We start from the raw sequence: 25,215 nt of genomic DNA on the forward strand, positions 1-25,215 counted from the left end.
GCACCTCATCCGTAGGTGTCGCGCGGCCCGCGCCCGCGCACCGAGCGCGGGCCCTTCTTCCAGCTCGGGGCCGTCGGTCCGACAACGCGCAACCTGGTCACGACGTCCCCACCGACCTGCGCGCGCAGCTTCCCGAGGATGGAGGGCGCCAGCAGGCGCAGCTGGGTCGCCCACGCCGTGGACTCGGCGACGACCAGGAGCTCGCCCTCGGTGAGGGTCTGCGGCCGGCAGTGCGACGCGATGTCGGGGCCGACGATCGAGTCCCACCGGCCGAACACCGAGCCGACCTTCGTGCGGGCCGTCCAGTCCTGCTGGTCGACCAGCGCGTTCACCAGGTTGCCCAGCGGCTGGGGGTCGTCGGCGCCCGGCCGCGGGCCGGTCCAGGTGCGGCGCGGCCCGGCGATCCGGCGGCGGGTCGGCCGGGGCCGGGACGCCGATGCGGCGCGGGCGGCCTCGAGCGCGGCCCGCGCGATGTCACTGGGCCGTGCCGGCCGGTCGTCGCTCACGGCATGCCTCCCTCGCCCACCGGGACCGCATCCTTCACCACGAGCGCCATCCCGCCACCCACCTCGACCCGCGTCCCGCGGAGCTCCTCGGGCACGTCGTCGACCACCGCGGCGGTGATGAGCGTCTGCTCGGCCGACCGTGCGACGGCGGCCAGCGCCGCTCGTCGCTCGGCGTCCAGGGTGGCGAAGACGTCGTCCAGCACCAGGACGGGGTCCTCGCCCTCGCCGCGCAGCAGCGCGAAGGTCGCCAGCTTGAGGGCCAGCGCGAGCGACCAGGACTCACCGTGGCTGGCGAAGCCCTTCGCGGGGGCGGGGCCCAGGTGGATGACCAGGTCGTCGCGGTGGGGGCCCACCAGGGTCATGCCGCGGTCGAGCTCGTCCCCCCGGCGCTCGGCGATGCGGGCGCGGATCGCCTCGGCCAGCTCCTCCACCGAGGGGAGCGCCGCGCCGGGGATCAGCGCCGCGCCGTCTCCGGCCAGCGGAACGGTCGAGCTGTAGCCGAGCCCGGCCGCGGCGGCGCCCTCCCCGGCGACACCGGCGTAGGACTCCGCCACGTGCGGGGCCAGGTCGGCGACCAGCCGGAGGCGGGCGGCGAGGACCTGGGCACCGAGGTCGGTGAGGTGGCCGTCCCAGACGTCGAGGGTCTCCATCGCCTTGCCACGGGCCAGCCGGGCGGTCTTGAGCAGGGCGTTGCGCTGCTTGAGCACCCGCTCGTAGTCGCTGCGGACGCCGGCCAGCCGCGGGGTGCGGGTGGCCAGCAGCTCGTCGAGGAACCGCCGCCGCTCGGTCGGGTCGCCGCGGACCAGGGAGAGGTCCTCGGGGGCGAACAGCACCGTGCGCACCAGCCCGAGCAGCTCCCGCGGCCGCGGCAGCGGCGCCCGGTTGACCCGCACCCGGTTGGCCTTGCCGGGGTTGATCTCGATCTCGACCAGCAGCTCCCGGTCACCGCGGCGGAGCGCGGCCCGCACCACGGCCTGCCCGGCGCCGTGGCGGACCAGCGGCGCGTCCCCGGACACCCGGTGGCTGCTCATGGTCGCGAGGTAGCCGACCGCCTCGACCAGGTTGGTCTTGCCCTCCCCGTTGCGGCCGACGAACACCGTCGGCCCCGGGCCCAGGGCCAGGTCGACCCGTTCCCAGCTGCGGAAGTCACCCACCTGCAGGTGCCTCAGGTACACCTCGGCCTTTCCTGACGTGAGCAGCGGATACGGGGCCCTGCAGGGTCCCGCCCGGGAGCCTGCGAGCGGGTGGGGGCAGGGGGTGCCTTCGTCTAGGCGGGCCGCTCGGCCTCCTGGGCCTGGACCGCGCGGACCGCGTGCCCGCCGAACTGGTTCCGCAGCGCGGCGACCGCCTTCATGGTCGGCGAGTCCTCCTGGCGCGAGGAGAAGCGCGCGAACAGCGAGGCGGCGATGGTCGGCACGGGGACGGCGTTCTCGATGGCCTGCTCGACGGTCCAGCGGCCCTCGCCGGAGTCCTCGGCGTAGCCGCTGATCCCTTCGAGCTTCGGGTCCTCGTCGAGGGCTCGGACCAGCAGGTCGAGCAGCCAGGACCGGATGACGGTGCCCTGGGTCCAGGATGCGATGACGCCCGGGACGTCCTCGACGAGGTCGACGGCGGCCAGCAGCTCGTAGCCCTCGCCGTAGGCCTGCATCAGCGCGTACTCGATGCCGTTGTGGACCATCTTGCTGAAGTGGCCGGCGCCCACCGGCCCGGCGTGCACGAACCCGGCGCCCGGCATCTCCTGCCCGGACTCGTCGTGCGGCGTCGGCGGCTTGAGCGCGTCGAAGATCGGCTGCGCCTTGGCGACGTCCTCCTTCGTGCCGCCGACCATGAGCGCGTAGCCGTTCTCCAGGCCCCAGACGCCGCCGGAGACGCCGCAGTCGATGTAGCCGATGCCCTTCTCGCGGCACATGACGTCGTGCAGCTGGTCGTCGGTGTACTTGGAGTTGCCGCCGTCGATGATCACGTCACCGGGGGCCAGCAGGCCGGCGAGCTCCTTGACGGTGGCCCGTGTCGGCTCACCGGCCGGCACCATCACCCAGACGACCCGGGGCTCGGCGAGCGCCTCGACCAGGTCGGGAAGGGTCTCGACGTCCCGCTTGCCCGGCGAACGGTCGTAGCCCACGACCTCGTGACCGGCGCGGCGCAGCCGCTCGGCCATGTTGCCGCCCATCTTGCCCAGCCCGATCAGACCCAGCTGCACGATCCCCACCTTCCGTCGTCGTCCTGGTCCAGCCCATCGTGCTCGCCCTCACGTGACCTGACACCTCGGCCTCCTCGCGACCGACCCGCGGCGAGCCTGCGAGCCGTGGGGGGCGAGGAGGTCCTTCTTCAGCCCGGCAGGCGCACCGGCATGATCAGGTACCGGTAGCTGCCGGATCGCTCCGCGGGCGCCGCCGGCGCGTCGCCGTCGGCCGGCGGCTCCTCGACACCGGAGAGCACGGCGGGCTTGAGCGGGCTGGTGAAGTCCATGCGCGCCCGGTCGGTGTGCACCGCGGCCAGCCCGTCGAGCAGGAACGTCGGGTTGAACCCGATCGTGAGCGGCTCGCCGTCGAAGTCGACGTCGCAGCGCTCCTCCGCCTGACCCTCGTCGTCGCTGCCGCCGGCGCGCAGCGTCACCTGGCCGGGGCTGAACTCGCAGCGCAGCGGCGTCCCCCGCTCGGCGACCAGGGCCACCCGCTTGGCGGCGTCGGTGAACAGGCCGACCGGCAGCGTGGCGTGGGCCAGCGACTCGTTCGGCATGATCGCGCGGTACTTGACGAACTCCGCGTCCAGCAGCCGGGTGGTGGTCTGCCGGTCCTTGCCGGAGAGGCCGAGGATCCCCTCGCCGGAGCTCCCCGAGGACAGCGACAGCGTGATCTCCGGTCCGCTGGTCAGCGTCTTCGCCGCCTCCGCCAGCGTGCGCGCGGGCACGAGCACCGCGGCCGAGAGGCCGGAGGTCTGGGGGCGCCAGGCGAACTCGCGCACGGCGAGGCGGTAACGGTCGGTGGCGGCGAGGGTGATCTGGTCGTCCTCGATCTCCAGCCGGACGCCGGTGAGCATCGGGAGGGTGTCGTCCCGCCCGGCGGCGATGGCGACCTGGGCCACGGCCTCGCTGAAGACCTCGCTGTCGACGATGCCGGCGGACGAGGGCATCGCCGGCAGGGACGGGTAGTCCTCGACCGGCAGGGTGGGCAGGCTGAACCGGGCGTTGCTGCAGGTGATGGCCAGGCGCGGGCCCTCTGCGGTGATCTCCACCGGGTGCGGGGGCAGGGCCCGGGTGATCTCGGCGAGCAGCCGGCCCGGCACGAGGACGCGTCCGCTCTCGCTGGTCTGCACGTCGACCTCGGAGCGCGCCGACACCTCGTAGTCGAAGCCGGACACCGACAGCTGGTTCCCGTCCGCCTCGAGCAGGATGCCCGCCAGCACCGGTACCGACGGCCGTGGCGGCAGGCTGCGCGCCGTCCAGGCGACGGCGTCGGCGAGCACCTCACGTGCCACCCGGAACTTCATCTCTCGACCCACCCATGCTCGGTCCGCCCCCGGTGGGCCACCGCGGAGGGTGGCCGGCCCGGGCACGGAGCTCGTCGTCCGTCCTGCCGCGGGGCGAAGGCTCCGCTGCGGTGCTCATCGTGCCTGTTGCAGCCCCTCGTGGGGAAACCCCGGTCCCTCGATGGGCTGCTGCGCCCCCTGGGGTGCGGGTGGTGCCGTCCGCGTCCCTGGAGCCCTGGTTGGCGGAGCGTCCCCACCCAGACTGTGGTTCGAGAATTTTCCGGGATAAGTACTTCATCCTCGTCATCACTGGTGTGGAAGCTGGGGATCGGGGCCCTTTCCGCAGGTCAGCCTCCGATCGGGGCTGTTGGCCGGCTGTGGGTGGTCAGCGTCCCCCTGTTGTCGACACGTGGACAGATCGACGGTTGTGCACCGTCACCGTCGGCGGTCCACCTGCTGTCCCCTGCGTCTCCCCGCTCCGTCCCCAGGTGGTGCGCACGTGCCGGCGTCGATCCCCGGGGACTCCTCCGCGCGATCCGGCGTCTCACGGCATACCTGCAGGCCAGCGCCGTGCGGCCGGGTCCCGGGGTGTCCGGCTCGACCCGGCGACCGTGCCGGCCCGGTGCGACGCGGAACGGTCCCGGCACGACTTTCCCCCAGCTGTGCACATCCCTGGGGACAACTTCTCGACGAGTCGACGCCGGTCGCCGTCCGCGCGCAGGTCATCGTGCGGAGAACCAGCGATTCCGTCGTCCCCAGGGATCCACACAGGTGTGGACAACGACTTGTCGACCGCGTCGGGACGATGGCCGGGAGGGGTCCGGACGGTGACCGTTCCGGACGGGCACCGTCACCGCCGGCAGCCGTGGATCGCGACCAGGACGTGGACATCCGAGGCTGGCCGGACACAGCGCAGCGCGGCGCGGGCGCCCCCGTGCGGGACCGACCGACCGGTACGACAGATGGGCTCGGGGACGGCACGTGGTGACGTGCTGGCACTGCCTCGGTCCAGGGCTCGCGCCGAGCGTGCCAGGCGTGGGGAGGACCGAGGTCCTTCTACTGCCGGGCGCGGCTCTTGATGCGGGCGGTCAGCTCGGTGACCTGGGTGTACGTGGCCCGCCGCTCGCTCATCAGGTTGGTGATCTTCTTGACGGCGTGCATCACGGTGGTGTGGTCCTTGCCGCCGAAGGACGCCCCGATGCGTGGCAGCGAGAGCTCGGTCAGCTCACGGCACAGGTACATGGCGATCTGCCGCGCGTTGACGAGGGTGCGGCTGCGGTTGGTGCCCTGCAGCTCCTCCATCGTCACGGAGAAGTACTCCGCGGTCGCGGCCATGATGATCGCCGCGGTGATCTGCGGCCCCTGCTCGTCGCTGATCAGGTCCTTGAGCACCAGCTCGGCCAGCGGGAGGTCGACCTGCTGCTTGTTGAGCGACGCGAACGCGGTCACCCGGATGAGGGCGCCCTCGAGCTCGCGGATGTTGGTCTGCACCTTGCTGGCGATGAACTCGAGCACCTGGTCGGGCACCTGCAGCCGCTCCCCCCACGCCTTCTTGCGCAGGATCGCGATGCGGGTCTCCAGGTCCGGCGCCTGGACGTCGGTGATCAGGCCCCACTCGAAGCGGGTGCGGAGCCGGTCCTCCAGGGTCGTGAGCTTCTTCGGCGGCCGGTCGGAGGTGATGACGATCTGCTTGCTGGCGTTGTGCAGCGTGTTGAACGTGTGGAAGAACTCCTCCTGCGTCCGCTCGGCGCGCTCCAGGAACTGGATGTCGTCGATGAGCAGGAAGTCGATGTCGCGGTACCGACGGCGAAAGTCCTCGGCCCGGCCGGAGTGCACCAGGTTGATGAACTCGTTGGTGAACTCCTCGGTGCTCACGTACCGGACGCGGACGTTGGGGAACATCCGCGCGGCGTAGTGGCCGATCGCGTGCAGCAGGTGGGTCTTCCCCAGCCCGGACTCGCCGTAGATGAACAACGGGTTGTAGGCGCGGGCGGGCGCCTCGGCGACGGCGACGGCCGCGGCGTGGGCGAACCGGTTGCTGTTGCCGATGACGAAACTGTCGAAGACGTACTTGGCGTTGAGACCCGGGTCCAGGCCCGCCGGCCGGCCCGCCTCGGGGCGGCTCCTGCGTGATCCAGCCCCTGATCCGCCGCGGCGCTGCTCCGCCGCGGCGGCGTCGACGTCGAACGGGAGGACGTCGGCGGTCTGCTCCGGGCCGGCGCCGCCCCAGTCCTGGCCGGCGGAGGTCGGCGCCGCGTCGCCGCCCCAGGTGGTGGTGCTCCAGTCCTCCGGGGCCCCCCGGTCGGCCGGGGGGCGCGGCGGGCCGTCGGCGGGGTGCAGCTCGCGGACCTCCGGGAAGCCCCGGGCGGCCGGCCGATCGGCGGACGCCGGGCGGTCCCAGGGGGCGGGGATGCCCACGACGTCGGCGCGGACGCCGAACGCGCTGCGCCCGTCGTCGGCGCGGTCGCGGGTGGCCTGGTCCTCCTCGGCGCGCTGCGCCTCGACGGCCGACCACGGACGGCGGGTCGGCTCGTCGTCCCGGCGGTCCGCCGGCGGCGCCGCGGGCGCGTCCTCGAGCTGGACGGCGACGCGGATGTCGCGGCCGAACTGCTCGGAGAGCGCCTCGGCCAGCACCCGGCGCATCCGCGACTCGAGCACCGTCTGGGTGAACTCGTTGGGGGCCGCGAGCACGGCGGTGTCCTCCACCAGGCCCAGCGGCCGGGTCAGGTTCAGCATCGCGTTCTGCTGCGGGGAGAGGCTGGTCGCCAGCCGCTCCCGGATCTGGTCCCAGACCGTCGCCAGGTCCAGCGTGGCATCGGCCATGCCGTCTCGTCCTCCCAGTGCTGTCGACCCCGCGGCCGCTCCCGGTGCGTCCGGACCGGCCGGGCCGCGCCCTCCGTCGACCGCGGACCGTCCACCGGTGGGTGCCCCGGTTGTGGACACACGAACGGGCGTGGTCCACATCGGTGTCCACAGGCTGTGCACGGCCGGCCGAGGGTTGCGCCGGCTCCGCACGGGACGCTGGCCGAGGCAGCAACGTCGCTGGTCACGGCCGTGTTCGGGCGGCTGGAGGGGTGGTTCGGCGGTCGGTCGACCGACGGGGTCGGCCCGCGCGCCGTGACCCTTGCGTCCGACGCGGAGCGACGGCGACGCTAACAGCCCCGTCCACAGCCGGGCAACGCCGCGGTCGGCCGAGCGGGCTCGCCGACCGGCCGGGGCGGGCGCCGCGCGACGTCGTCCCGTCCGGCGCGCCGTCGCCGGTGGCCAGGGGCGCCGGGCGCACCATGGGCGGTCGGTCACCGGCACCGGGTGGTCCTCGGCTATGCTGGCCGGAGTCTGCGGACGGGTATGCCCGTCCCCCGGCCTCGCCAGTCTGCGCGGTCGGGCCCGGGTCCGTCGGTCCGCAGTGCCAGCTTCCGGGGTTCCGGGGACGGCCACCGTGCCGCTCCGACGCCCTGCGCGTGCCCGTCCACCGACGGGGACGCACCGCCGATGCCGTGTAGTGGGAGTACCTCGTGAGCAAGCGCACGTTCCAGCCGAACAACCGTCGACGGTCCAAGACCCACGGCTTCCGGCTGCGGATGCGGACCCGCGCGGGCCGGGCGATCCTCGCCACCCGTCGGCGCAAGGGCCGCGAGAAGCTCTCCGCCTGACGTGCTGCCTGCGCAGGCACGCCTGCGCCGGCGCCCGGAGTTCACTGCGGTCGTCCGATCCGGCCGGCGCGCCGGGCGACCGACCATGGTGCTGCACTACCTCCCCGAACGGCCCGAGCAGCCGGCTGGCGACGCATCGTCGCCGGTGGCTGCGCGGGCCGGTTTCGTGGTGGGCAAGAGCGTGGGCAACTCGGTGGTCCGCCACCGGGTGACCCGCCGCCTGCGGGCCGTCGTCCGGGCCGAGCTCGACCGGCTGCCGGCGAGCGCGGACCTCGTCGTCCGCGCCCGCCCGGAGGCCGCCGACGCCGACTCGGCGGCGCTGCACCGTGACCTGGTCTCGGCCCTGGAGCGGCTGCTCGGCGACCGGGGTGCCCGGCGATGAGCGCGCCGGCCGGGGCGTCCCCGCCCCGCTCCCCCATCGCCCGGCTGCTGCTGCGCGCCGTGGGGTTCTACTCCCGGGCGATCAGCCCGGCGTTCCCGCCGCGGTGCCGGTTCCACCCCACCTGCAGCGCCTACGCGGCGGAGGCGGTCGGCCGGCACGGCGCGGCCCGCGGCAGCTGGCTGGCGCTGGTCCGGCTGGCCAAGTGCGCGCCGTGGCACCCCGGCGGGCTCGACCCCGTCCCGCCGGTCCGCGCGGCGCACGGAACCGAGGCGGGCGCCCGCTCGTCCACCTCAGCGGCACGCCCCGCGGGCGCGCCGTCCGATGACCCCGGCCGCGAGGCCACCCCGCCGGCCCCGTGCCGGACCCCGCAGGAGGAGTCCTCCGTTGCTTGACTGGCTGTACACCGCCATCTCCTGGGTCATGGCCCGGTGGCACTCGCTGTGGAACCTGGTCTTCGGTGAGCCCGCGCCCGAGACGGCCCTCGGTGGGCTGAGCTGGGTGCTGGCGATCGTCTTCCTGGTCGTCACGATCCGGCTGATCCTCTTCCCGCTGTTCGTCAAGCAGGTCAAGTCGCAGCGGGCGATGCAGGAGCTCCAGCCGGAGATCGCCAAGCTCCGCAAGCAGTACGGCAGCGACCGCCAGGGCATGGCGGTGGCGATGCAGCAGCTGCAGAAGGAGCGTGGGGTCAACCCGCTGGCCGGCTGCCTGCCGATCCTGCCGCAGATCCCGGTCTTCCTCGCGCTGTTCCACGTCCTGCGCCGGCTCGCCCCGGACAAGCAGGGGCTCTACTCCTGGACCGACGAGCTCACCGACCAGGCCGCCCGCGCCCAGCTCTTCGGTGCGCCGATCTCCTCGTCGTTCAACATGAGCGGCGCCAAGGAGCAGGCGATCCTCGGGATCGCCGGCGTGAACTACACCAACATCCGCATCGTCGCGTTCGCGCTGATCATCGTCATGTGCTTCACGACGTACTTCACGCAGAAGCAGATCATGTCGCGCTCGGGCCCGGTCGAGGGTCAGGCCGCGATGGTGCAGAAGCTGATGCTCTACGGCGTCCCGATCAGCCTCTTCATCTCCGGCTTCATCTTCCCGATCGGCGTCCTCATCTACTGGATGACGAACAACCTCTGGACCATGGGCCAGCAGTTCTTCATCCTCCGCAAGATGCCGCCGCCCGGCTCGGACGCCGCCAAGGCCAAGGCCGGCGCGGACAAGCCGGCGGTCGACCCCAAGACCCTCGCCCCGAAGCCGGGCGCCAAGCCGGTGCGCCCCAAGCAGGGCCGCCCGTCGGCCACGACCGTGGCGCCGGCGAGCACCGTGGACGGCGACGGCGTCGGTGACGGCCCGGCGGCCGACGTCCCCGCGCCCGACGTCCCCGCCGGCGACGGCCCCACGGCGAACGGCTCCTCGGCCAACGGCTCCACCGGCTCGCGCAACGCGGGCTCGGGCTCCGGGCGCTCCCGCCCCGGAGCGGGTCAGGGACCGGCCAACCGCGGGAAGCGGAAGCGTCGCTGACCTCCGCCCGACCGCTCCCCCGCCGGCCCGCCCGGCACACAGACCACCGGGACGACCCGGCCGCCGCACAGAACTGGGAGGAACACCCGTGAGTGCTCCGCAGCAGCCCGTGACCGACAACCCGCCGGCCCTACCCGACGCGGATCCCGCCAGCGACGACGCCGTCGTGGAGCCCGTCGTCCTCGAGACGGACGGGGCGGGTGGGGCTGGTGCGTCCGGTGACGACCTGCTGGTCCGCGAGGGGGACGTGGCCGGTGACTACCTCGAGCGCCTCCTCGACATCCTCGACGTGGACGGCGACATCGACCTCGACGTGGAGGGCGACCGGGCATCGGTCGCCATCGTCGGGGGCAGGCTGAACGACCTGATCGGGCCGGACGGCGCGACGCTGGAGGCGCTGCAGGAGCTCACCCGCCTCGCCGTCGCTCAGTCGACCGGCGTGCGAAGCCGGCTGATGCTGGACGTAGGCGGCTACCGGGCCAAGCGCCGGGCCGACCTGACGGCGCTCGCCGCGGAGACCGCCCGCCGGGTCTCGACCAGCGGGCAGCCGGAGCGGCTGAGCCCGATGAACCCCTTCGAGAGGAAGGTCGTGCACGACGTCATCGCCTCGGTGGCGGGCGTGCACAGCGAGTCGGAGGGCGAGGAGCCTCGCCGCCGCGTCGTGGTCCTGCCCGACAGGTGAGCGACGGAGGTCGCCCCTCCGGCGCCGCGGGCATGCCGGAGGTACCGCCGGCGCCGCCCCAGGCGGCCGAGGTCTTCGGCGCCGCGCTCCCCGCGGCCCAGCGCTACGTGGCACGGCTCGCCTCCGACGGGGTCACCCGCGGCCTGATCGGGCCCCGTGAGGTTCCTCGGCTGTGGGAGCGGCACGTCCTCAACAGCGCCGCGGTGGCCGAGGCCGTGCCGCGGGACGCCCGGGTCGTCGACGTCGGCAGCGGTGCCGGCCTGCCGGGCATCCCGCTCGGGCTCGCGCGCCCCGACATCGCCCTCACGCTCGTCGAGCCGATGGCCCGGCGGGTGGAGTTCCTGGAGGAGGCGGTCGCCGAGCTGGTGGAGCCGTCGTCCACCTGGCGCGTGGTCCGCGGCCGTGCCGAGGACAGGTCGGTGGTCGCCGCCGTCGGCCGCGTGGACGTCGTCACCGCTCGGGCCGTGGCGCCGCTCCCCCGCCTCGTGGGCTGGTGCCGCGGGCTGCTGCGGCCCGGCGCCCAGCTGGTCGCCCTCGTGGGGTCGCGGGCGCTGGCCGAGCTGCCGGCGCTGCGCCCGGAACTGCAGGCCGCCGGGATGCGGGACATCGAGGCGCGGGCTGTCGGTGCGTCCCTGGGAGACGCTGCCACTACCGTGGTGGTCATGACGCGGGGCGACCGGTGAGGATCCCGGTACACCGTCCCGCGTCCTGTTCCACGTGGAACAGGCGCGGCTACCCGGTCCGTTCCACGTGAAACGCCGGCAGAGGAAGGACGAGCGATGACCGACCCGGGCGAGCGGCTGCGCAGCAGCCTCGCCGCTGACCAGTCGTCGACGGCGTCGTCCTCGGGTGGGCTCGCGGACTTCGACAGCCCCATCGCCATGGAGGCGCTGCGCGCGACCCGGGTGCTGCACGCCGCGGAGCAGGAGCCCTTCCCGGCTCCCGGGCGCATCCGCGTGATCACCATCGCGAACCAGAAGGGCGGGGTGGGCAAGACCACGTCCACGGTGAACCTCGGCGTCGCGCTGGCGCTCTACGGCCTCCGGACCCTGGTCATCGACCTGGACCCGCAGGGCAACGCGAGCACCGCCCTGGGCGTTGAGCACACGGTGGGCACGCCCTCGATCTACGACGCGCTCGTCGGCGACAGCACCCTCTCGGAGGTGGTGCACCCGACGACGGCCAGCCCCAACCTCCTCTGCGTGCCGGCGACGATCGACCTCGCCGGCGCCGAGATCGAGCTCGTCTCCGTGGTCGCCCGCGAGCACCGCCTCCGCCGGGCGATCGAGGCGTACGTCGCGGCGCTGCCGCGGGAGCGCCGACCGCACTACGTCCTCATCGACTGCCCGCCCTCGCTCGGCCTGCTGACGCTCAACGCGCTGGTGGCCGGCGACGAGGTGCTCATCCCCATCCAGTGCGAGTACTACGCCCTCGAGGGCCTGGGGCAGCTGCTCAACAACATCGATCTGGTCCGCCAGCACCTCAACCCGGGGATCGCCGTGCGGACCATCCTGCTCACCATGTACGACGGCCGCACCAAGCTGGCCGACCAGGTGGCCGACGAGGTGCGCAACCACTTCGGCGAGCTCGTACTGAACGCCGTCATCCCCCGCAACGTCCGGGTCTCCGAGGCGCCCGGCTACGGCCAGTCGGTGCTGACCTACGACCCGGGGTCCCGTGGCTCGACCAGCTACGTCGAGGCCGCCCGGGAGCTGGCCCAGCGCGGGGCCGCCCTCCAGCCGCTCGCGGTCGCGCCCGGCAGCAACGGGGCCACCCCGGTCGGTGCGCTCGCCTTCGGCGAGACGGCCGTGCCGTTCGGCCAGGACTCCCAGTGACCACCCCTGCCAGCGAGGAGCAACGATGACGAAGCGAGGCGGCCTCGGACGCGGCTTGGCGGCGCTCATCCCGACGGGTCCGGCGCCGACGCCTCCCCCGGTCGCCCCCGCGCCGGCCCGGGATCGGGACGAGCAGGGCACCGACCTGCCGGCGGCGGCCGCCGGCGGAGCGACCACCGTGCCGGAGCCGTCGTCGCCGGCCTCGGTGAGCCTGGTCCCCTCCCCCGCGCCGACGCCGACCGAGGAGAGCGGCGCGGTCGGCGTCCCCGGGGCGCAGCTGCGCGAGGTCTCGGTCGACGACGTCGTCCCGAACCCGAAGCAGCCGCGGCAGGTCTTCGACGACGAGGCCCTGGAAGAGCTGACGCACAGCGTCAAGGAGTTCGGCCTCCTGCAGCCGATCGTCGTCCGCGAGTCCGAGGGCGGGCGCTACGAGCTCATCATGGGCGAGCGCCGGCTCCGTGCAGCGCGGGCCGCCGGGCTCGGCACCGTGCCCGCGATCGTCCGGGACACCACCGACGACGCCATGCTCCGCGACGCCCTGCTGGAGAACATCCACCGCGTCCAGCTCAACCCGCTCGAGGAGGCCGCCGCCTACCAGCAGCTGCTGGAGGAGTTCGGCGCCACGCACGAGGAGCTCGCCCAGCGGATCGGCCGCAGCCGCTCCCAGGTCACCAACACCATCCGGCTGATGAAGCTGCCGGTGAAGGTGCAGACCCGCGTCGCCGCCGGCGTCATCTCCGCCGGGCACGCCCGCGCGCTCCTCGGGCTGCAGGACCCGGTGGCGCAGGACGCCCTCGCGACCCGCATCGTCGCCGAGGGGCTGTCGGTGCGGGCCACCGAGGAGGCCGTCGCGATGGCGGTCGCCGAGGAGCCCGCGGCGAAGCGGCGCACCCGGCGCATCTCCGCGCCCGGCGTCGAGGAGCTCGGCTCCCGGCTCTCGGACATGTTCGAGACGAAGGTGAAGATCCAGATCGGCCGCTCGAAGGGGAAGATCGTCGTCGAGTTCGGTTCCGTCGACGACCTGCAGCGCATCATCGGCGTCATGGCGCCGGACATCACCGGGCGCCGTCCGGACGCCTGAGACCGCTCACAACAGAGAGCGCGGCCCCTTACGTCACTGACGTATGGGGCCGCGCTCTGTGGCACGGGTACGAGGGGTTCAGCGCGGGTTCTCGGCGCGCCGCGCGAGCAGCCGGCCGAGCACCGCGCCCAGGTCGTACCCGGCCGCCTCCACCGCCATGGGGAACATGGAGGTCTCGGTGAGACCGGGCGAGACGTTCACCTCGAGGAAGTGCACCTCGCCGTCGGCGGTGATGATCGCGTCGGTGCGCGAGAGGTCGGCCAGGCCGAGGACCTCGTGCACCCGGACGGCCACCTCGGCGGCGCGGGCTGCCGTCTGGTCGGGGATGCGGGCCGGTGCGTGGTACTCGGTGAGCCCCGGGGAGTAGCGGGAGCTGTAGTCGAAGACGCCGGACTCCGGCTCGATCTCGACGGCCGGCAACGCGATCGGCCCGTCGCCCAGGTCGACGACGGCGAGCGCGACCTCGACCCCCTCGACGTAGCGCTCGACCATCACGGTGTCGCCGTAGGCGAAGCAGCTGACCATCGCGGCCGGGAGGTCCTCGACGCGGCTGACCTTCTGCACGCCGAGCGCGGAGCCGCCCGAGGCGGGCTTGACCATCAGCGGCAGACCGAGGCGGGCCACCATCAGGTCCAGCACCGCGCCGGCCCCCAACTCGCGGAACGTGCTGTGCGGGAGGGCGACCCAGTCCGGCGTCGTCACGCCCGCCGTGCGCACGACGGACTTGGCGGCCGGCTTGTCCCAGGCCAGCCGGCAGGCGGCCGCGGGGGAGCCGACGTAGGGGACGCCGGCCAGGTCCAGCACCGCGCGGAGGGCCCCGTCCTCACCGGTGGCGCCGTGCAGCGCGATGAACACCGCGTCGGCCGGCGCGGCGGCGAGGCCGGGCAGCAGCTCGGCGTCGGCGTCGCGGAGTTCGGCGTCCAGGCCGGCCCGGGTGAGCTCCTCCACCACCTGGGTGCCCGAGGAGAGGCTGACCTCCCGCTCGAAGGTCAGCCCGCCGGCGAGGACGACGGCCCGCAGCGGGTGACGCTCCTGCGCTGCGCCGGGTTCTGCGGTGGGCGCGGTCTCGCTCATCGGCCGTCCTCGTACGTGTCGCTGTTCGCCGGACCGACCATCGACTCGGCGTCGTGGCCCGAGCCGGGGCGGATCGCCCGGAAGGTACCGGTGTCCACCTTGTCGAAGGTGGAGTGCAGGTCCAGCTCCGCCTCGACGACGCGGGACAGCCGGCGCACCCCCTCACGGATCTGGTCCGGCTCCGGGTAGCAGTAGGAGAGACGCATGTACTCCTGGCCGCTGCCGTCGGCGTAGAAGCCGATGCCGGGGACGTAGGCGACGTGCGCGCCGACCGCGCGGGGCTGCATCAGCTTGGCGTCCAGGCCGGACGGCAGCTTCAGCCACACGTAGAAACCGCCGTCCGGGCGGGTCCACGTGGTGCCCGGCGGCATGAGCGCCGCCAGTGACTCCAGCGTGGCGTCGCGGCGCTCCCGGTAGAGCTCGGTGAAGAGCTTGATCTGCTCCCGCCACGGCTGGGTGTCCAGGTAGCGGGCGACCGCGTACTGGGTCAGCGACGGCGGGCAGAGCACCTGCGCCTCGGTGGCCAGGACCAGCTTCTCCCGGACGGCGAGGGGCGCGAGGACCCAGCCCACCCGCAGCCCCGGCGAGAAGGTCTTGGAGAACGAGCCCAGGTAGATGACCCGCCGGGAGTCCCGGGCGCGCAGCGCGCGCATCGGCTCCCGGTCGAAGCCGAGGAGGCCGTAGGGGTTGTCCTCGATGATCAGCAGGTCCCAGCGCTCGGCGATCGCCATGATGGCCTCGCGGCGCGGCTCGGAGAGGGTGACACCGGCCGGGTTGTGGAAGTTGGGGACGGTGTAGAGGAACTTCACCCGGTCGCCGTTCGCCCGGCAGGCGGCCAGCGCCTCCTCGAGCGCCTCGGGGATGAGCCCGTCGTCGTCCATGGCGACGTGCCGGACCCGCGCCTCGGCGGACTGGAACACCCCGAGGGCGCCCACGTAGGACGGCGCCTCGGCGAGGATGACGTCACCAGGGTCGACGAAGACGCGGGTGACCAGGTCCAGCCCCTGCTGCGAGCCGACCGTCACCACGACCTCGCTCGGCGAGGCGTCGGTGATGCCTTCGAGCGCCATCACGTCGCAGATCCGCTCCCGGAGCCGCGGGTCGCCCTGGCCGGAGCCGTACTGGAGCGTCTGCGCGCCCATGCCGGAGACCAGGTCGCCGATCATCGAGCCGACGGCGTCCAGCGGGAGGGCGGTCACGGCCGGCATGCCACCGGCGAGCGAGACGACCTCGGGCCGGCTGACCACGGAGAAGAGCGCGCGGATCTCCGAGGTCTTCATCCCGTGGGTGCGTGCTGCGTAGCGGTCGGCCAGCGGGTCGAGCCGCGGATGACGCGGCGCGGGATGGGGGTGCGCACCCGGGTGCGCCCCCTGCTGTCCGGGACCGGCGGGGGAGCCGGGCGGGATGGTGGCCACCTCAGGAGTGTAGGCGCGGGCAGAACGGCGTTCGGGGAGACCACCGGAGTCGAGTGGACCGATCGGCCGCCCTGCCCGCCAGGTGCTCTAGGCCTTCTCGGGGAGCACGAAGGTGCCGGTCGCCGGGTCGGCCTCCGCCGGGAGGTAGAGCCGCTGCACGGCCGCCAGGACGCCGTGGGCGATGGCGCTGCGGACGCGCGCGTCCAGCAGCAGCAGCCGGTCCACGGGGTGGGAGAGGTAGCCGCAGTCGAGCCGGACGGCGGGCATGCGCGTCATGCGGAGCAGCTCCCACGTCTTCGGGTGGGAGCCGAGGTCGAGCATGCCGGTGCGGGCGACGATCTCGCGGCGGACCAGGTTGGCGAACTGCTCGCCCACCGTGGAGGAGGCGCCGGACCCGGTGCCGTAGTAGTAGCTGGCCACGCCGCGGGCGTGCTCCGAGCCGTGGGCGTCCAGGTGCAGCGAGAGGAAGAGGTCGCCGCGGGCGTCGTTGGCGAAGGCGGTCCGCTCGGCGAGCGCCGGCCCCTGCCCGCGGCCCCGGGTGAGGTAGACGGTGGCGCCGGCTGCGGCCAGCCGCCCCTCGATGCGCGAGGCGAGGTCGAAGACCAGATCGGCCTCGGTGGTCTCGCCCACGGTGAAACCGGTGTCCTCGCCGCCGTGGCCGGCGTCGACGACGATGCGGCGGCCGATGAGGTGGGGACCGCTCTCGACGAAGGAGGCGCTCTGCCGCAGCAGCTGCGGGCGGCCGCCGGTGACCTTGCGGCCCAGCTGGCGCAGCGCGCGCAGAGTCGCCGGGCCGCAGGTGCCGTCGGAGGTGAGCCCGTAGTCGCGCTGGAAGGCCCGCAGCCCGAGCTCGGTCTCGGGGCCGAGGATCCCGTCGGCCCGTCCGGCGTCGTAGCCGAGCTCGAGCAGGCGCTCCTGCAGGTTGGTGACGTCGTCGCCCCGCATGGGCCGCTCGGGGTCGTAGCGCAGCAGCCGGTCCCCCAGCGACCAGCGGGCCTCGCTGAGCGCCCGGTAGGTCTCGTCCCCCACCCGGCCGTCGACCGAGAGGCCGCGGACCTGCTGGAAGTGGCGCACGGCGAGCTCGGTGGCGGCGTCGTACTCCGCCGACTCCAGCCCGGGGTCGACGCCGTCCGGTGAGGCGGGGAGGAGACCCAGGCTGCGGAGCGCGGCGTGCACGTCGGCCACGGCCGGCCCGCAGTCCCCGCGCCTCAAGGGCTGCATGCGGCTGTCGGTTCCCATCGTGCCGCCGATTGTGGTCCCTCCCCGCCGGGACGGCGCACCGGGGGCGGGGGCGCGCCCTCCGGTACGACGCAGGCCCACCCGTCCGGTGGGACGGGTGGGCCTGGTGACGTGCTGGAACGGTCGCCCTTCAGGGGGAAGGGTGGTCCTCAGAGATAGTCGGCGAGGTCGTTCAGGATCGCGCCCTTGGGCTTGGCGCCGATGATGCTCTTGACCGGCTTGCCGCCCTGGAAGACCGTCATCGTCGGGATCGACATGACCTGGTAGTCACGGGCGATCTGCGGGTTCTCGTCGATGTTCAGCTTCGCGATGGTGAGCTTGTCGCCGTGCTCGGCGGCGATCTCCTCCAGCACGGGGGCGACCATCTTGCACGGCCCGCACCACTCCGCCCAGAAGTCGACGAGCACGGGCTTGTCGCTGCCCAGCACGTCGGTGGCGAAGCTGGAATCGGTGACCGTCACGGTGTTGCCTGCCATGGTCGTTCTCCCTCTCGGTCGACTGGCTCGTTGCTGGCGCTGACGAGATTGCCTGCCGGGACAACCGGCCGGACGGGCGGGTTATGCCCGGATCCGGCGCGCTCCCTGCAGGGCCTGGCTCAGCGCTCGTCGAAGGTTTCGGCGAGCCACCGCTCGGCGTCGATCGCGGCGGCGGCACCCGTGCCGGCCGACGTGATCGCCTGGCGGTAGATGTGGTCGACGACGTCGCCGCAGGCGAAGACGCCGTCGATGTTGGTGCGCGTGGTGGGGTGGTCCACCTGGATGTAGCCCTCGTCGTCCAGCTTGAGCTGGCCGGCGAAGAGCTCGCTGCGCGGGTCGTGGCCGATGGCCACGAAGAGCCCGGTGACCGGCATCGTCTCGGTCGCGCCGGTGGTGGTGTCGGTGAGCTGCACCGCCGAGACGGTGGTGTCGCCCAGGACGTCGGTGACCTGCTTGCCGAGGGCCCAGCGGATCTTCTCGTTGTCCTGCGCCCGCTTCTGCATGATCTTCGAGGCGCGCAGCTCCTCGCGGCGGTGGACGACGGTGACGCTCTTGGCGAACCGGGTGAGGAAGGTGGCCTCCTCCATCGCCGAGTCACCGCCGCCGACGACGACGATGTCCTGGTCGCGGAAGAAGAAGCCGTCGCAGGTGGCGCAGGCGGAGACGCCGCGGCCGAGCAGCCGCTGCTCGTTGTCCAGGCCGAGGTAGCGGTACTTGGAGCCGGTGGCGACGATGACCGCGTGCGCGAGGTGCACCTCGTCGCCGACCTTGACGATCTTCGGCTCGGCGGTCAGGTCGACCTCGGTCACGTCCGACGGCACCAGCTCGGCCCCGAAGCGCTCCGCCTGGGTGCGCATGTCGTCCATGAGCTGGGGGCCCTGGATGCCCTGGGGGAACCCGGGGAAGTTCTCGACCTCGGTGGTGGTCATGAGGGCGCCACCGAACTGCGAGCCCTCGAACACCAGCGGGTGGAGGTTGGCCCGCGCGGCGTAGGTGGCGGCGGTGTACCCGGCGGGCCCGGAGCCGATGATGATCAGGTCACGGACGCCGTCGTGCTCGGCGGGCGGGATCACCGGCTGCGTCACCTCGCCGGTGGTCACGGCGGGGCCGGGGGTCGGCTGGTCTGCAGTCACGGGCGGCACAACCACGATCCTAGGGGCGCCATTCCCCGCGGCCTGTCCCGGCGGGGAGCAGGGTCCGCTCAGCCGGCGGTGCTGATCCCCACCTCGGCCAGCTGCGCGGAGAAGCCGTCCGGGCTGTCGGCCAGGCCGGTGATCCAGAGGAGGACGTACCGGGCGGTCACGGGCTCGTCGAACGCGAGCTCGGTGCTCGGCTCCAGCGTCCCGGCGGCGGCGACTGCGAAGTCGTCGAGCGCGCCACCCTCGGCCTCGGCGGTGCGGATCTCGACGGTCGGGCCGGGCAGCGCCGTCTGGACGGTGACGCCGGAGAGGTCCTGGACGGAGCCGAGGTCGTAGAGGACACCGACGCCGGGCTTGAGGTTCCCGAAGGCAGGGGTGCCGCGGTAGGTGACGGTGGACCAGTTGGTGGCGGGGTCGCCGTCGTAGGAGAGCGGGACGTCACCGTCGTTCTCCGGCTCGCCGTCGCCGAACGGGTCGAACACCTCCGCGGCGGTGATCGGGGCGACCGGTCCGGGTGCGGCGGCCGGGTCCTCGGCCGGCTCCCCGTCCGCGGCGGGGGCGCTGCTGGCCGGCGGGGTGGAGCCGCCGAGGTCCTCGTCCACCGCGTCGGTCACCGACAGGACGCTCGACCCGAACCACCACGCCAGTGCGATCACCACGAGCAGGGCGAGCAGCGGCAGGCCCACGACGACCAGCCGGTGCTTGCGGGCGCCGTCCTCCTCCTCGTCGTACAGGGAGGCAGGCTCGGCGTACGGGTCGTCGTCGGAGCCCCCGCGGGCGCGCAGCACGCCGAAGGGCTCCTCCTCCTCGCCGGTGGGCCGGGCCGGGGGGAGCGCGTGGCCGGCCGCGATCGTGTCGCGGGCCGTGGGGGCCGCCGATGCCCCGTCGTCGGCGACCGGGCGCACCGGAGGGACCGGGGGCAGCGTGCCGGGCTCGCGCCGCACGGGTGCGGCGCCCTCTCCGCGGCGGTCCCGCGCGCGGCGGGCGCGCCGCCCGCCGTCGGGCTCCTCACCGCGGAGCGGCGCAGCCGAGGAGGTGGGCCCCGTCCGCGGCCGCTCGGCGAGCAGCGAGGCCATGGCGGCGACGCTGGACAGCCCCTGGCCCGGCTCGGTCGAGCGGGCCCGGCGGGCGAGCGCCACCAGGTCGGAGGGGCCGGTGACCGGCCGGGCGCCGGGACCGACGCCGGTGAGGCAGGCCTCGAGGAGCTCGCCGAGCGCGGTGATGTCGCCGTGCACCGTGCCGGAGGCCGCGGGCACCGCCCGCAGGCCGACCAGCCCGTTGGGGCGGAGGACGACGTTCTCCAGCGTCAGGCCGCCGACGGCCAGGCCCACGCGGTGCGCCTCGGCGACGCCCTCGGCGAGCCGGCGGAGCACCAGCCGCACGTCGCGCTCGGGCATCGGCCCCGAGCGCAGCCGCTCGGCCAGCGTCTCGCCGTCGATCCACTCGTTGACGACGTAGGCCGCGCCGCCCGGGGCCTGCGGGTCACCGCTGCCCTCGGAGGCGTCGTAGACCATCGCCAGCGCCGGGGTGGCCAGGCCGCCCGCGGTGAGCGCCCGGGTGATCCAGGCGTGCGCTGCGGGCCCGGCGGGGACGTGCACGCGGATGGCGACGTCGCGGTTCAGGACGCGGTCCTTGGCCCGCCAGCTCTGAATGACGCCGGTCGGGGTGGTCTCGTCGGGGCCGATCTGGTCCAGCGGGCGGTAGCGGTCGGGCAGTCCGGTGGTCGTGGACGCCATCGACACTGTCGACTCCCTGTGCTGCTCCGGCCGCCGAGGCGGACGCTCCGGCACGGTCGGCCCACCTGGCCGGTGCTCGGTCACCTGCGCCCCAGCCGGGCCCGCAGCGCAGCGACGGGTTCCCGGACCTCCGGAACGCGGGCCACCACCAGACCGGTCAGTGCGACGCCGCCGACGACCACGGTACCGATGACGACTTCGGCGAGCGAGCCTGCCGTCGAGCCTTCGCCCAGGTCGCCGGTCACGATCCGGACAAGACCGCCGGCCAGCCCGGCCGCGATCGCGACCGCGGCGATGCGGGCCAGCGGCAGGAAGGTCTCGCGGGTGCGCAGCCCACCGAGCCGGCGGCGCAGCGCCAGGTCGCCGATGACCCACCCGGCGACGTAGGTGAGGCTGGTGGCGAGCATCAACCCGGCCAGCACCAGGTCCGGGTCGACGACGACCGGGACGAGCAGGAGCAGCGGCACCCGGACGGCGACCATGCCGAGCTGGATGAGCGTCGGCGTGCGGGCGTCCTTCATGGCGTAGAAGACCCGCAGCTGCAGCAGCGTCACCGCCATCGGCAGCAGGCCGAAGGCGCCGACCGCCAGCGCGGTGCCGATGGCCCGGGCCTCGTCCGCCGACGTGTTGCCCCAGGCGAAGACCAGGACCCCCAGGGGAGGGCCGAGGACGGTCAGCGCGGCGGTCACGGGGAGCAGGCCGAGGGCCGAGAGCCGCGTGCCGAGGGACAGGTCCTGGACGACGCCCGGGACGTCGGAGCGCGCGGCGGCGCGGCTCATCCGCGGGACGAGGGCGGTCAGCAGCGCGACGCCGATGATCCCGTAGGGCATCTGGAAGAGCAGGCTCGCGTAGCCGAAGGCGGCGGAACCCAGGCCACCTTCGCGACCGGCCTCGTTGGCCACCCGGAGCGCCACCAGCACACCGGCCTGGCTCACGGCCACGTAGGCGATCACCCAGAGGCCGAGGGTGCCCGCCTCGCGCAGCCCGGTGTCGCGCAGGCCCCAGCGGGGTCGCAGCGGCACCCCGGCACGGCGCATGAGGGGCAGCAGCACGACCGCCTGCACGGCGATGCCCAGCACCGTGCCGGCGCCCAGCAGCCACACGAGGCCGGCGGGGATGGTCGCCGGCGCCAGGGCGCCCGGACCGCTGGCCGCGAGGAACAGCAGCCCGGTGGCGATGACGACGACGTTGTTGAGCACCGGCGCCCAGGCCGGCGGGCCGAAGACCCCGCGGGAGTTCAGCACCGCCTGGGCGAAGGCGCCGAGCCCGTAGAAGACGATCTCGACCAGCAGGATGCGGGCCAGCCAGTTGGCCAGCCGGTACTGCTCGGGGTCCTCGTCGAGCCCGTACAGCGCGGTGAGCAGGGGTGCGGCGAGCACCGCCAGCACGGTCATCACCAGCAGGCCCGACAGCGCGATCGTGGCCAACCGCTGGGCGTAGGCCACGCCGTCGTCGCGGTCCCGCTCCTGCGCGTGCACGAGCAGCGGGACGATCACCGACGTCAGCACGCCGCCCAGGAGCAGCTCGTAGACGATGTTGGGCAGCGTGTTCGCGGTGTTGTAGGCGTCGGCGACCAGCCCGACACCGAGCGCCGCGGCGAGCACGATGGTGCGCAGCAGGCCGGTGATCCGGGAGACCAGGGTGGCGATCGCCATGGTCCCGGCGGCCCGCAGGATGCCCCCGCTGGCGCCGGGTGCGCCCTCGCGCCGCTCGACGTCCTCGTCGGTGTCCTGCTCGGCGCGCGGCACCGGGGGCAGGAGCGGCATGGGGAAGACCTGGGTGTCGTCCGCGGCCGGCACCCAACGGTGCCGCAGCGGTGGCAGCGGCGGCACGGGCGTGGCCGGGCGCGGCGGCCGTGCGGGCGGCACGGGGGGCAACCGGGGCGGCGACGCCGCGGGGGCGGCGCTGTCGACGACGGCCTCCGCGGGCCCGCCCTCGGCGGTGGGGGGCGCGGCGAAGACGGCGTCGCTCGGCGGCGTCGCCAGGTAGGGGGCCGGTGGCAGCGGCGCGGGCGACCCCCAGCTGCGGCGGCCCGGCGTCGCGCGGGTGGGCGCGGGCGGCGGGGGCAGCGGCAGCGGGCGGGGACGCTCGCCGTCCTCCGCGGCCTCGGGTCCGCCCTCGGTGGTGCCGGGTCGATCGCTCACACCGGGCTCCGGGTGGGTGCTGCGGAGAGACCGGGCGACGACGGGCCGGCGCCGGTGTCAGCCGGGACCGCGCCCCGCCGCCGGCGGAGCAGGAAGTGCACGAGCCGGCGCAGGAACAGCAGCGCGAGCAGCGACGCGGCACCGATGGTGATCGACAGCGAGATCGGCCCGTAGGCGGTGCTCTTCACCTGCATCTCGACGCGGTCCCCGAGGGGGCTGCCGGACGGGGTGGTGACCTGCGCGGTCACCCGGAACCCGCCCGAGCGCCGCAGCTCCGTCGGCACCTGGAGCGTCGTGCGCTGCTCGGGCGCCAGCGTCTGCACCCCGATGTCGCCGACGGTGAGGCCGCCGTTGGCCGGGGGGGCCACCTCCAGCCGGACGTCGACCGGGAAGGGCAGGGGGTTGTCGACAGTCAGCACCAGCGGGGCGTCGCTCGAGGCGAGGCTGTAGGTGCCGTCCGCCGGGGCGACCACGCTGACCCGGTCCCGCAGGCGGTCGAAGGTGTCCTGCGCGTCGGCGGCGGCCGCCAGGAACTCCTCGGGGTCGTCGCGGTGCAGGACCGACGCGGCCCGGGCGATGCCGGCGTCGTAGGACTGCAGCGCCAGGTCGGCGTCCGCGGGGATCGCGCCGGCGAGATCCTCCCGGGCGGCCACGGCCTGGGATAGGACGGCCAGCCCCGCGGGGTCCAGCGCGGTGTCCCGGTCCGGCTCGGCGAGCGTGCCGGCGTCGGCCGGCGGCGCGTCGCCGAGCGCGGCCACGCTGCCCGCCTGGAGCCAGGGCAGACCGGCCGTGTCGGCGATCATCGCGCCGGCGCCCTCCACCCCCACGTCGAGGTCGCGGGGCGGCGCGACGAGGACGGTCTGCCCGCTGCCGGGCGGCGCCTGCAGGGTCAGGGCGGCCAGCTCCGCCAGGTAGCGCTGCTCGGCGATCCGCGGGCCGCCCTCCACCACCTCGGCGGTGCCGACGACGGCGCTCAGCGTCGGGTCGGCGACGAGCACGTCCAGCGCGCCGTCGCCGACCGGGACCGAGCTGCGGGCGATCGCGTCGGAGCCGTCCAGGCCCACGGCGGAGGCGCCGTCGGTGAGCGCGCCGCTGCCGAGGACGACCTGGTCGACGCCCCCGGCGCGCAGGGTGTCGAGGGTGGCGGCGTCGTAGGAGCCGTCCGGGGACCAGGCCAGGTCGGTGATCGGGGTGACGTCCAGGACGTCGGCGAGGATCGCCGCGCCGGCTCCGGTGCCGGAGGCGCCGGCGGGCTCGGCGGGTGGTGCCGGTGCGTCGACTGCCGGGTCGCCGGTGACCGGCGGGGGGCCGGGCGGGTCGTGCGCCGTTCCCTCCGGGGTGCCCGGCAGGCTGCGGGTGACGACGGCGGGCAGGCCGGCGGCGTGGAGGCTGTCGGCGTCGACGTCGCCGTAGGGCAGCGCCACCACCGGGCGCGTCGCCACCACCGCGCGCAGCCGGTCGAGGAACGCCCGCGCCGCCTCGGTGCCCGTCCCCGCGCCGGCCACCCCGTCGACGGCGTAGGGCCCGTCGGCCATGCGGGCCAGCTCCTCGACCAGGGCAGGGTCGATCGCCAGCGTGACCGGCAGCGGTGCGGTCGGCGTCACCCCCGGCTGGACCACGGGCTGCCCGCCGGGCAGCCGCTCGATCACGGCCAGCGCGCGGTCGAGCCGGCCGCCCTCGCGCACGGCGCCGGCGAGCCCGTCGTCGAGGAAGGCGCCGGAGGCGTCGCGGTGGCTCGGCTCGGAGAGCGGCCACAGCCAGGCGACCGTCGTGCGCGAGGAGGGGACGACCGGCTGCTGGACCAGGAACGTGGCCAGTTCGCCGACCCGGCGCTCCTGGTCGCCGTCCACGGTGCCGTTGACGTTGAAGAGGACCGGGTAGACGCCGTCCTGGTCCAGGCGCAGCTCGGCGGAGTCGACGGTGTAGCTGAACTCCACGCTGCCGCCGGGGGCGAGGACGCCGTCCACGGGGGCGAACTCCGGCTGCACGGTGGTCGCGGTGCCGGGGTCGCTGACCGCGGCGGCGAGGTCGGGGCGGTCGGTGAGCACGTCGCCGCGCTGCAGCCGGGCCCGGAGGCCGGTGATCGGGTCCGGGCCGGTGTTGGTCAGCGTGCCCGTGACCGTGATCAGCGAGCCCGGGGTCACCGTGCGGGGCTCGAAGCGCGCCACGTCGATGCGGACGGGCCGGTCGGCGGAGGTGGCCGCGTCCGAGGCGGTCGGGTCGGGGGCGGCTGCCGCGGGGGGAAGGGTGGTCGAGGGTGCGAGGAGCGGTCCGCCGAGCACCAGGGCGCCCGACAGCAGGGGGACGAGCGCGGCCGCACGCCGGACGGCGCCCTGCCGGGCGGGGGCGGCGGGGCGGCCACCGGCTCGGGTGGCAGCCGGCCGGGTCACGCGCTGTCGGCCAGGAGTCCGGGGGCGCGCTCGACCAGGGCGCGCTCGTCGGCGTACGCCAGCCGGGTGCTGAGCTCCTCCAGCGGCACCCAGGCGACCTCGGTGACCTCGACGTCGGCGTCCGAGAGCGCACCGCCGACCGCACGCAGCAGGAAGTGGTGCACGGTCTTGTGCACGCGGCGGCCCTCGGCGACGAACCAGAAATCGATGATCCCGAGCGGGGCGACGACCTCGCCGATGATGCCGGTCTCCTCGGCGACCTCCCGGACGGCGGTGTCCTCGGGGGTCTCCCCCGCCTCGATGTGCCCCTTCGGGAGCGACCAGAGCAGCCGGCCGCGGCGGTCGGTGCGGCCGATCAGGGCGGCACGGGGCCCGGTCACGCCGTCGTCGGCCACCACCAGGCCCCCGGCGGAGGTCTCGTCGACCCGGCGCAGCCGGCGGCCCGGGCGCCCTCGCCCGCCCGTCCCAGCCATGTCAGGA

The 25,215-nt window shown here is 74.5% G+C and carries 22 protein-coding genes; 8 read left to right on the forward strand and 14 right to left on the reverse strand.

Annotated elements, in window-relative coordinates:
- Window positions 1-5: 5 nt before the first annotated feature.
- From ACI794_RS10225 to dnaA, 5 genes are all read right to left on the reverse strand, one after another.
- Complete coding sequence (locus tag ACI794_RS10225; protein ID WP_456582982.1) at window positions 6-506, reverse strand: DUF721 domain-containing protein; 501 nt, start codon at window positions 504-506, stop codon at window positions 6-8.
- On the reverse strand, window positions 503-1,681 hold the full coding sequence (gene recF, locus ACI794_RS10230; RefSeq protein ID WP_456616315.1) for a DNA replication/repair protein RecF: 1,179 nt from the start codon (window positions 1,679-1,681) through the stop codon (window positions 503-505). The genes ACI794_RS10225 and recF overlap by 4 nt, the downstream gene beginning before the upstream one ends.
- A gap of 92 nt (window positions 1,682-1,773) precedes the next feature.
- On the reverse strand, window positions 1,774-2,706 hold the full coding sequence (gnd, locus tag ACI794_RS10235) for a phosphogluconate dehydrogenase (NAD(+)-dependent, decarboxylating) (RefSeq protein WP_456604015.1): 933 nt from the start codon (window positions 2,704-2,706) through the stop codon (window positions 1,774-1,776).
- 128 nt (window positions 2,707-2,834) lie between these two features.
- On the reverse strand, window positions 2,835-3,995 hold the full coding sequence (gene dnaN / locus ACI794_RS10240; protein ID WP_456604016.1) for a DNA polymerase III subunit beta: 1,161 nt from the start codon (window positions 3,993-3,995) through the stop codon (window positions 2,835-2,837).
- A 1,035-nt stretch (window positions 3,996-5,030) separates the two neighbouring features.
- Entirely contained in the window at window positions 5,031-6,797 is a 1,767-nt protein-coding gene (gene dnaA / locus ACI794_RS10245; protein WP_456616316.1) for a chromosomal replication initiator protein DnaA, read from the reverse strand.
- 692 nt (window positions 6,798-7,489) lie between these two features.
- On the opposite strand from dnaA, the gene rpmH reads away from it, so the two are divergent.
- The 8 genes from rpmH to ACI794_RS10285 all read left to right on the forward strand — a co-directional run bounded on the left by rpmH (window position 7,490) and on the right by ACI794_RS10285 (window position 13,122).
- Window positions 7,490-7,627, forward strand: a complete 138-nt coding sequence (rpmH, locus tag ACI794_RS10250) for a 50S ribosomal protein L34 (RefSeq protein WP_091930872.1) — start codon at window positions 7,490-7,492, stop codon at window positions 7,625-7,627.
- Window position 7,628: 1 nt separating this feature from the next.
- Window positions 7,629-8,009 (forward strand): ribonuclease P protein component, encoded by a 381-nt coding sequence (gene rnpA, locus ACI794_RS10255; RefSeq protein ID WP_456604018.1) that lies wholly within the window; start codon window positions 7,629-7,631, stop codon window positions 8,007-8,009.
- Complete coding sequence (gene yidD / locus ACI794_RS10260) at window positions 8,006-8,401, forward strand: membrane protein insertion efficiency factor YidD (protein ID WP_456604019.1); 396 nt, start codon at window positions 8,006-8,008, stop codon at window positions 8,399-8,401. Before rnpA ends, yidD begins: the two co-directional genes overlap by 4 nt.
- Window positions 8,394-9,524: a membrane protein insertase YidC gene (gene yidC, locus ACI794_RS10265; protein WP_456604020.1), complete on the forward strand. Its 1,131-nt coding sequence runs from the start codon at window positions 8,394-8,396 to the stop codon at window positions 9,522-9,524. Before yidD ends, yidC begins: the two co-directional genes overlap by 8 nt.
- Before the next feature lie 88 nt (window positions 9,525-9,612).
- Window positions 9,613-10,206 carry a Jag family protein gene (locus tag ACI794_RS10270; protein ID WP_456604021.1) on the forward strand — a complete coding sequence of 198 codons (594 nt, stop codon included), beginning with the start codon at window positions 9,613-9,615 and terminating at the stop codon, window positions 10,204-10,206.
- A complete protein-coding gene (gene rsmG, locus ACI794_RS10275; protein WP_456616317.1) occupies window positions 10,203-10,889 on the forward strand; it encodes a 16S rRNA (guanine(527)-N(7))-methyltransferase RsmG in 687 nt (228 codons plus the stop codon). Before ACI794_RS10270 ends, rsmG begins: the two co-directional genes overlap by 4 nt.
- A gap of 96 nt (window positions 10,890-10,985) precedes the next feature.
- Window positions 10,986-12,041: a ParA family protein gene (locus ACI794_RS10280; RefSeq protein WP_456616318.1), complete on the forward strand. Its 1,056-nt coding sequence runs from the start codon at window positions 10,986-10,988 to the stop codon at window positions 12,039-12,041.
- A gap of 25 nt (window positions 12,042-12,066) precedes the next feature.
- Window positions 12,067-13,122 carry a ParB/RepB/Spo0J family partition protein gene (locus ACI794_RS10285; protein WP_456616319.1) on the forward strand — a complete coding sequence of 352 codons (1,056 nt, stop codon included), beginning with the start codon at window positions 12,067-12,069 and terminating at the stop codon, window positions 13,120-13,122.
- Window positions 13,123-13,200: 78 nt separating this feature from the next.
- Here the strand turns inward: ACI794_RS10285 and ACI794_RS10290 are convergent, their stop codons facing one another.
- From ACI794_RS10290 to ACI794_RS10330, 9 genes are all read right to left on the reverse strand, one after another.
- Complete coding sequence (locus tag ACI794_RS10290; protein WP_456616320.1) at window positions 13,201-14,196, reverse strand: D-alanine--D-alanine ligase family protein; 996 nt, start codon at window positions 14,194-14,196, stop codon at window positions 13,201-13,203.
- Complete coding sequence (locus tag ACI794_RS10295) at window positions 14,193-15,611, reverse strand: aminotransferase-like domain-containing protein (protein WP_456603665.1); 1,419 nt, start codon at window positions 15,609-15,611, stop codon at window positions 14,193-14,195. Before ACI794_RS10295 ends, ACI794_RS10290 begins: the two co-directional genes overlap by 4 nt.
- Window positions 15,612-15,698: 87 nt before the next feature.
- A complete protein-coding gene (locus ACI794_RS10300) occupies window positions 15,699-16,850 on the reverse strand; it encodes an N-acetylmuramoyl-L-alanine amidase (RefSeq protein ID WP_456603666.1) in 1,152 nt (383 codons plus the stop codon).
- A gap of 149 nt (window positions 16,851-16,999) precedes the next feature.
- Window positions 17,000-17,326 (reverse strand): thioredoxin, encoded by a 327-nt coding sequence (trxA, locus tag ACI794_RS10305; protein WP_091930864.1) that lies wholly within the window; start codon window positions 17,324-17,326, stop codon window positions 17,000-17,002.
- 119 nt (window positions 17,327-17,445) lie between these two features.
- Window positions 17,446-18,459 carry a thioredoxin-disulfide reductase gene (trxB, locus tag ACI794_RS10310; RefSeq protein ID WP_456616321.1) on the reverse strand — a complete coding sequence of 338 codons (1,014 nt, stop codon included), beginning with the start codon at window positions 18,457-18,459 and terminating at the stop codon, window positions 17,446-17,448.
- A gap of 68 nt (window positions 18,460-18,527) precedes the next feature.
- The gene (locus ACI794_RS10315) at window positions 18,528-20,201 is read right to left on the reverse strand and encodes a hypothetical protein (protein WP_456616322.1); all 1,674 of its coding nucleotides are present in this window, start codon (window positions 20,199-20,201) and stop codon (window positions 18,528-18,530) included.
- 80 nt (window positions 20,202-20,281) lie between these two features.
- Window positions 20,282-22,345 carry a murein biosynthesis integral membrane protein MurJ gene (gene murJ, locus ACI794_RS10320; RefSeq protein ID WP_456616323.1) on the reverse strand — a complete coding sequence of 688 codons (2,064 nt, stop codon included), beginning with the start codon at window positions 22,343-22,345 and terminating at the stop codon, window positions 20,282-20,284.
- Window positions 22,342-24,735, reverse strand: coding sequence for a DUF6049 family protein (locus tag ACI794_RS10325; RefSeq protein ID WP_456616324.1), 2,394 nt, complete (start codon window positions 24,733-24,735; stop codon window positions 22,342-22,344). Before ACI794_RS10325 ends, murJ begins: the two co-directional genes overlap by 4 nt.
- On the reverse strand, window positions 24,732-25,208 hold the full coding sequence (locus ACI794_RS10330; RefSeq protein WP_091930860.1) for an NUDIX hydrolase: 477 nt from the start codon (window positions 25,206-25,208) through the stop codon (window positions 24,732-24,734). The genes ACI794_RS10325 and ACI794_RS10330 overlap by 4 nt, the downstream gene beginning before the upstream one ends.
- Between the last annotated feature and the right edge of the window lie 7 nt (window positions 25,209-25,215).

The organism is Blastococcus sp. SYSU DS0541 (genome assembly GCF_054050875.1).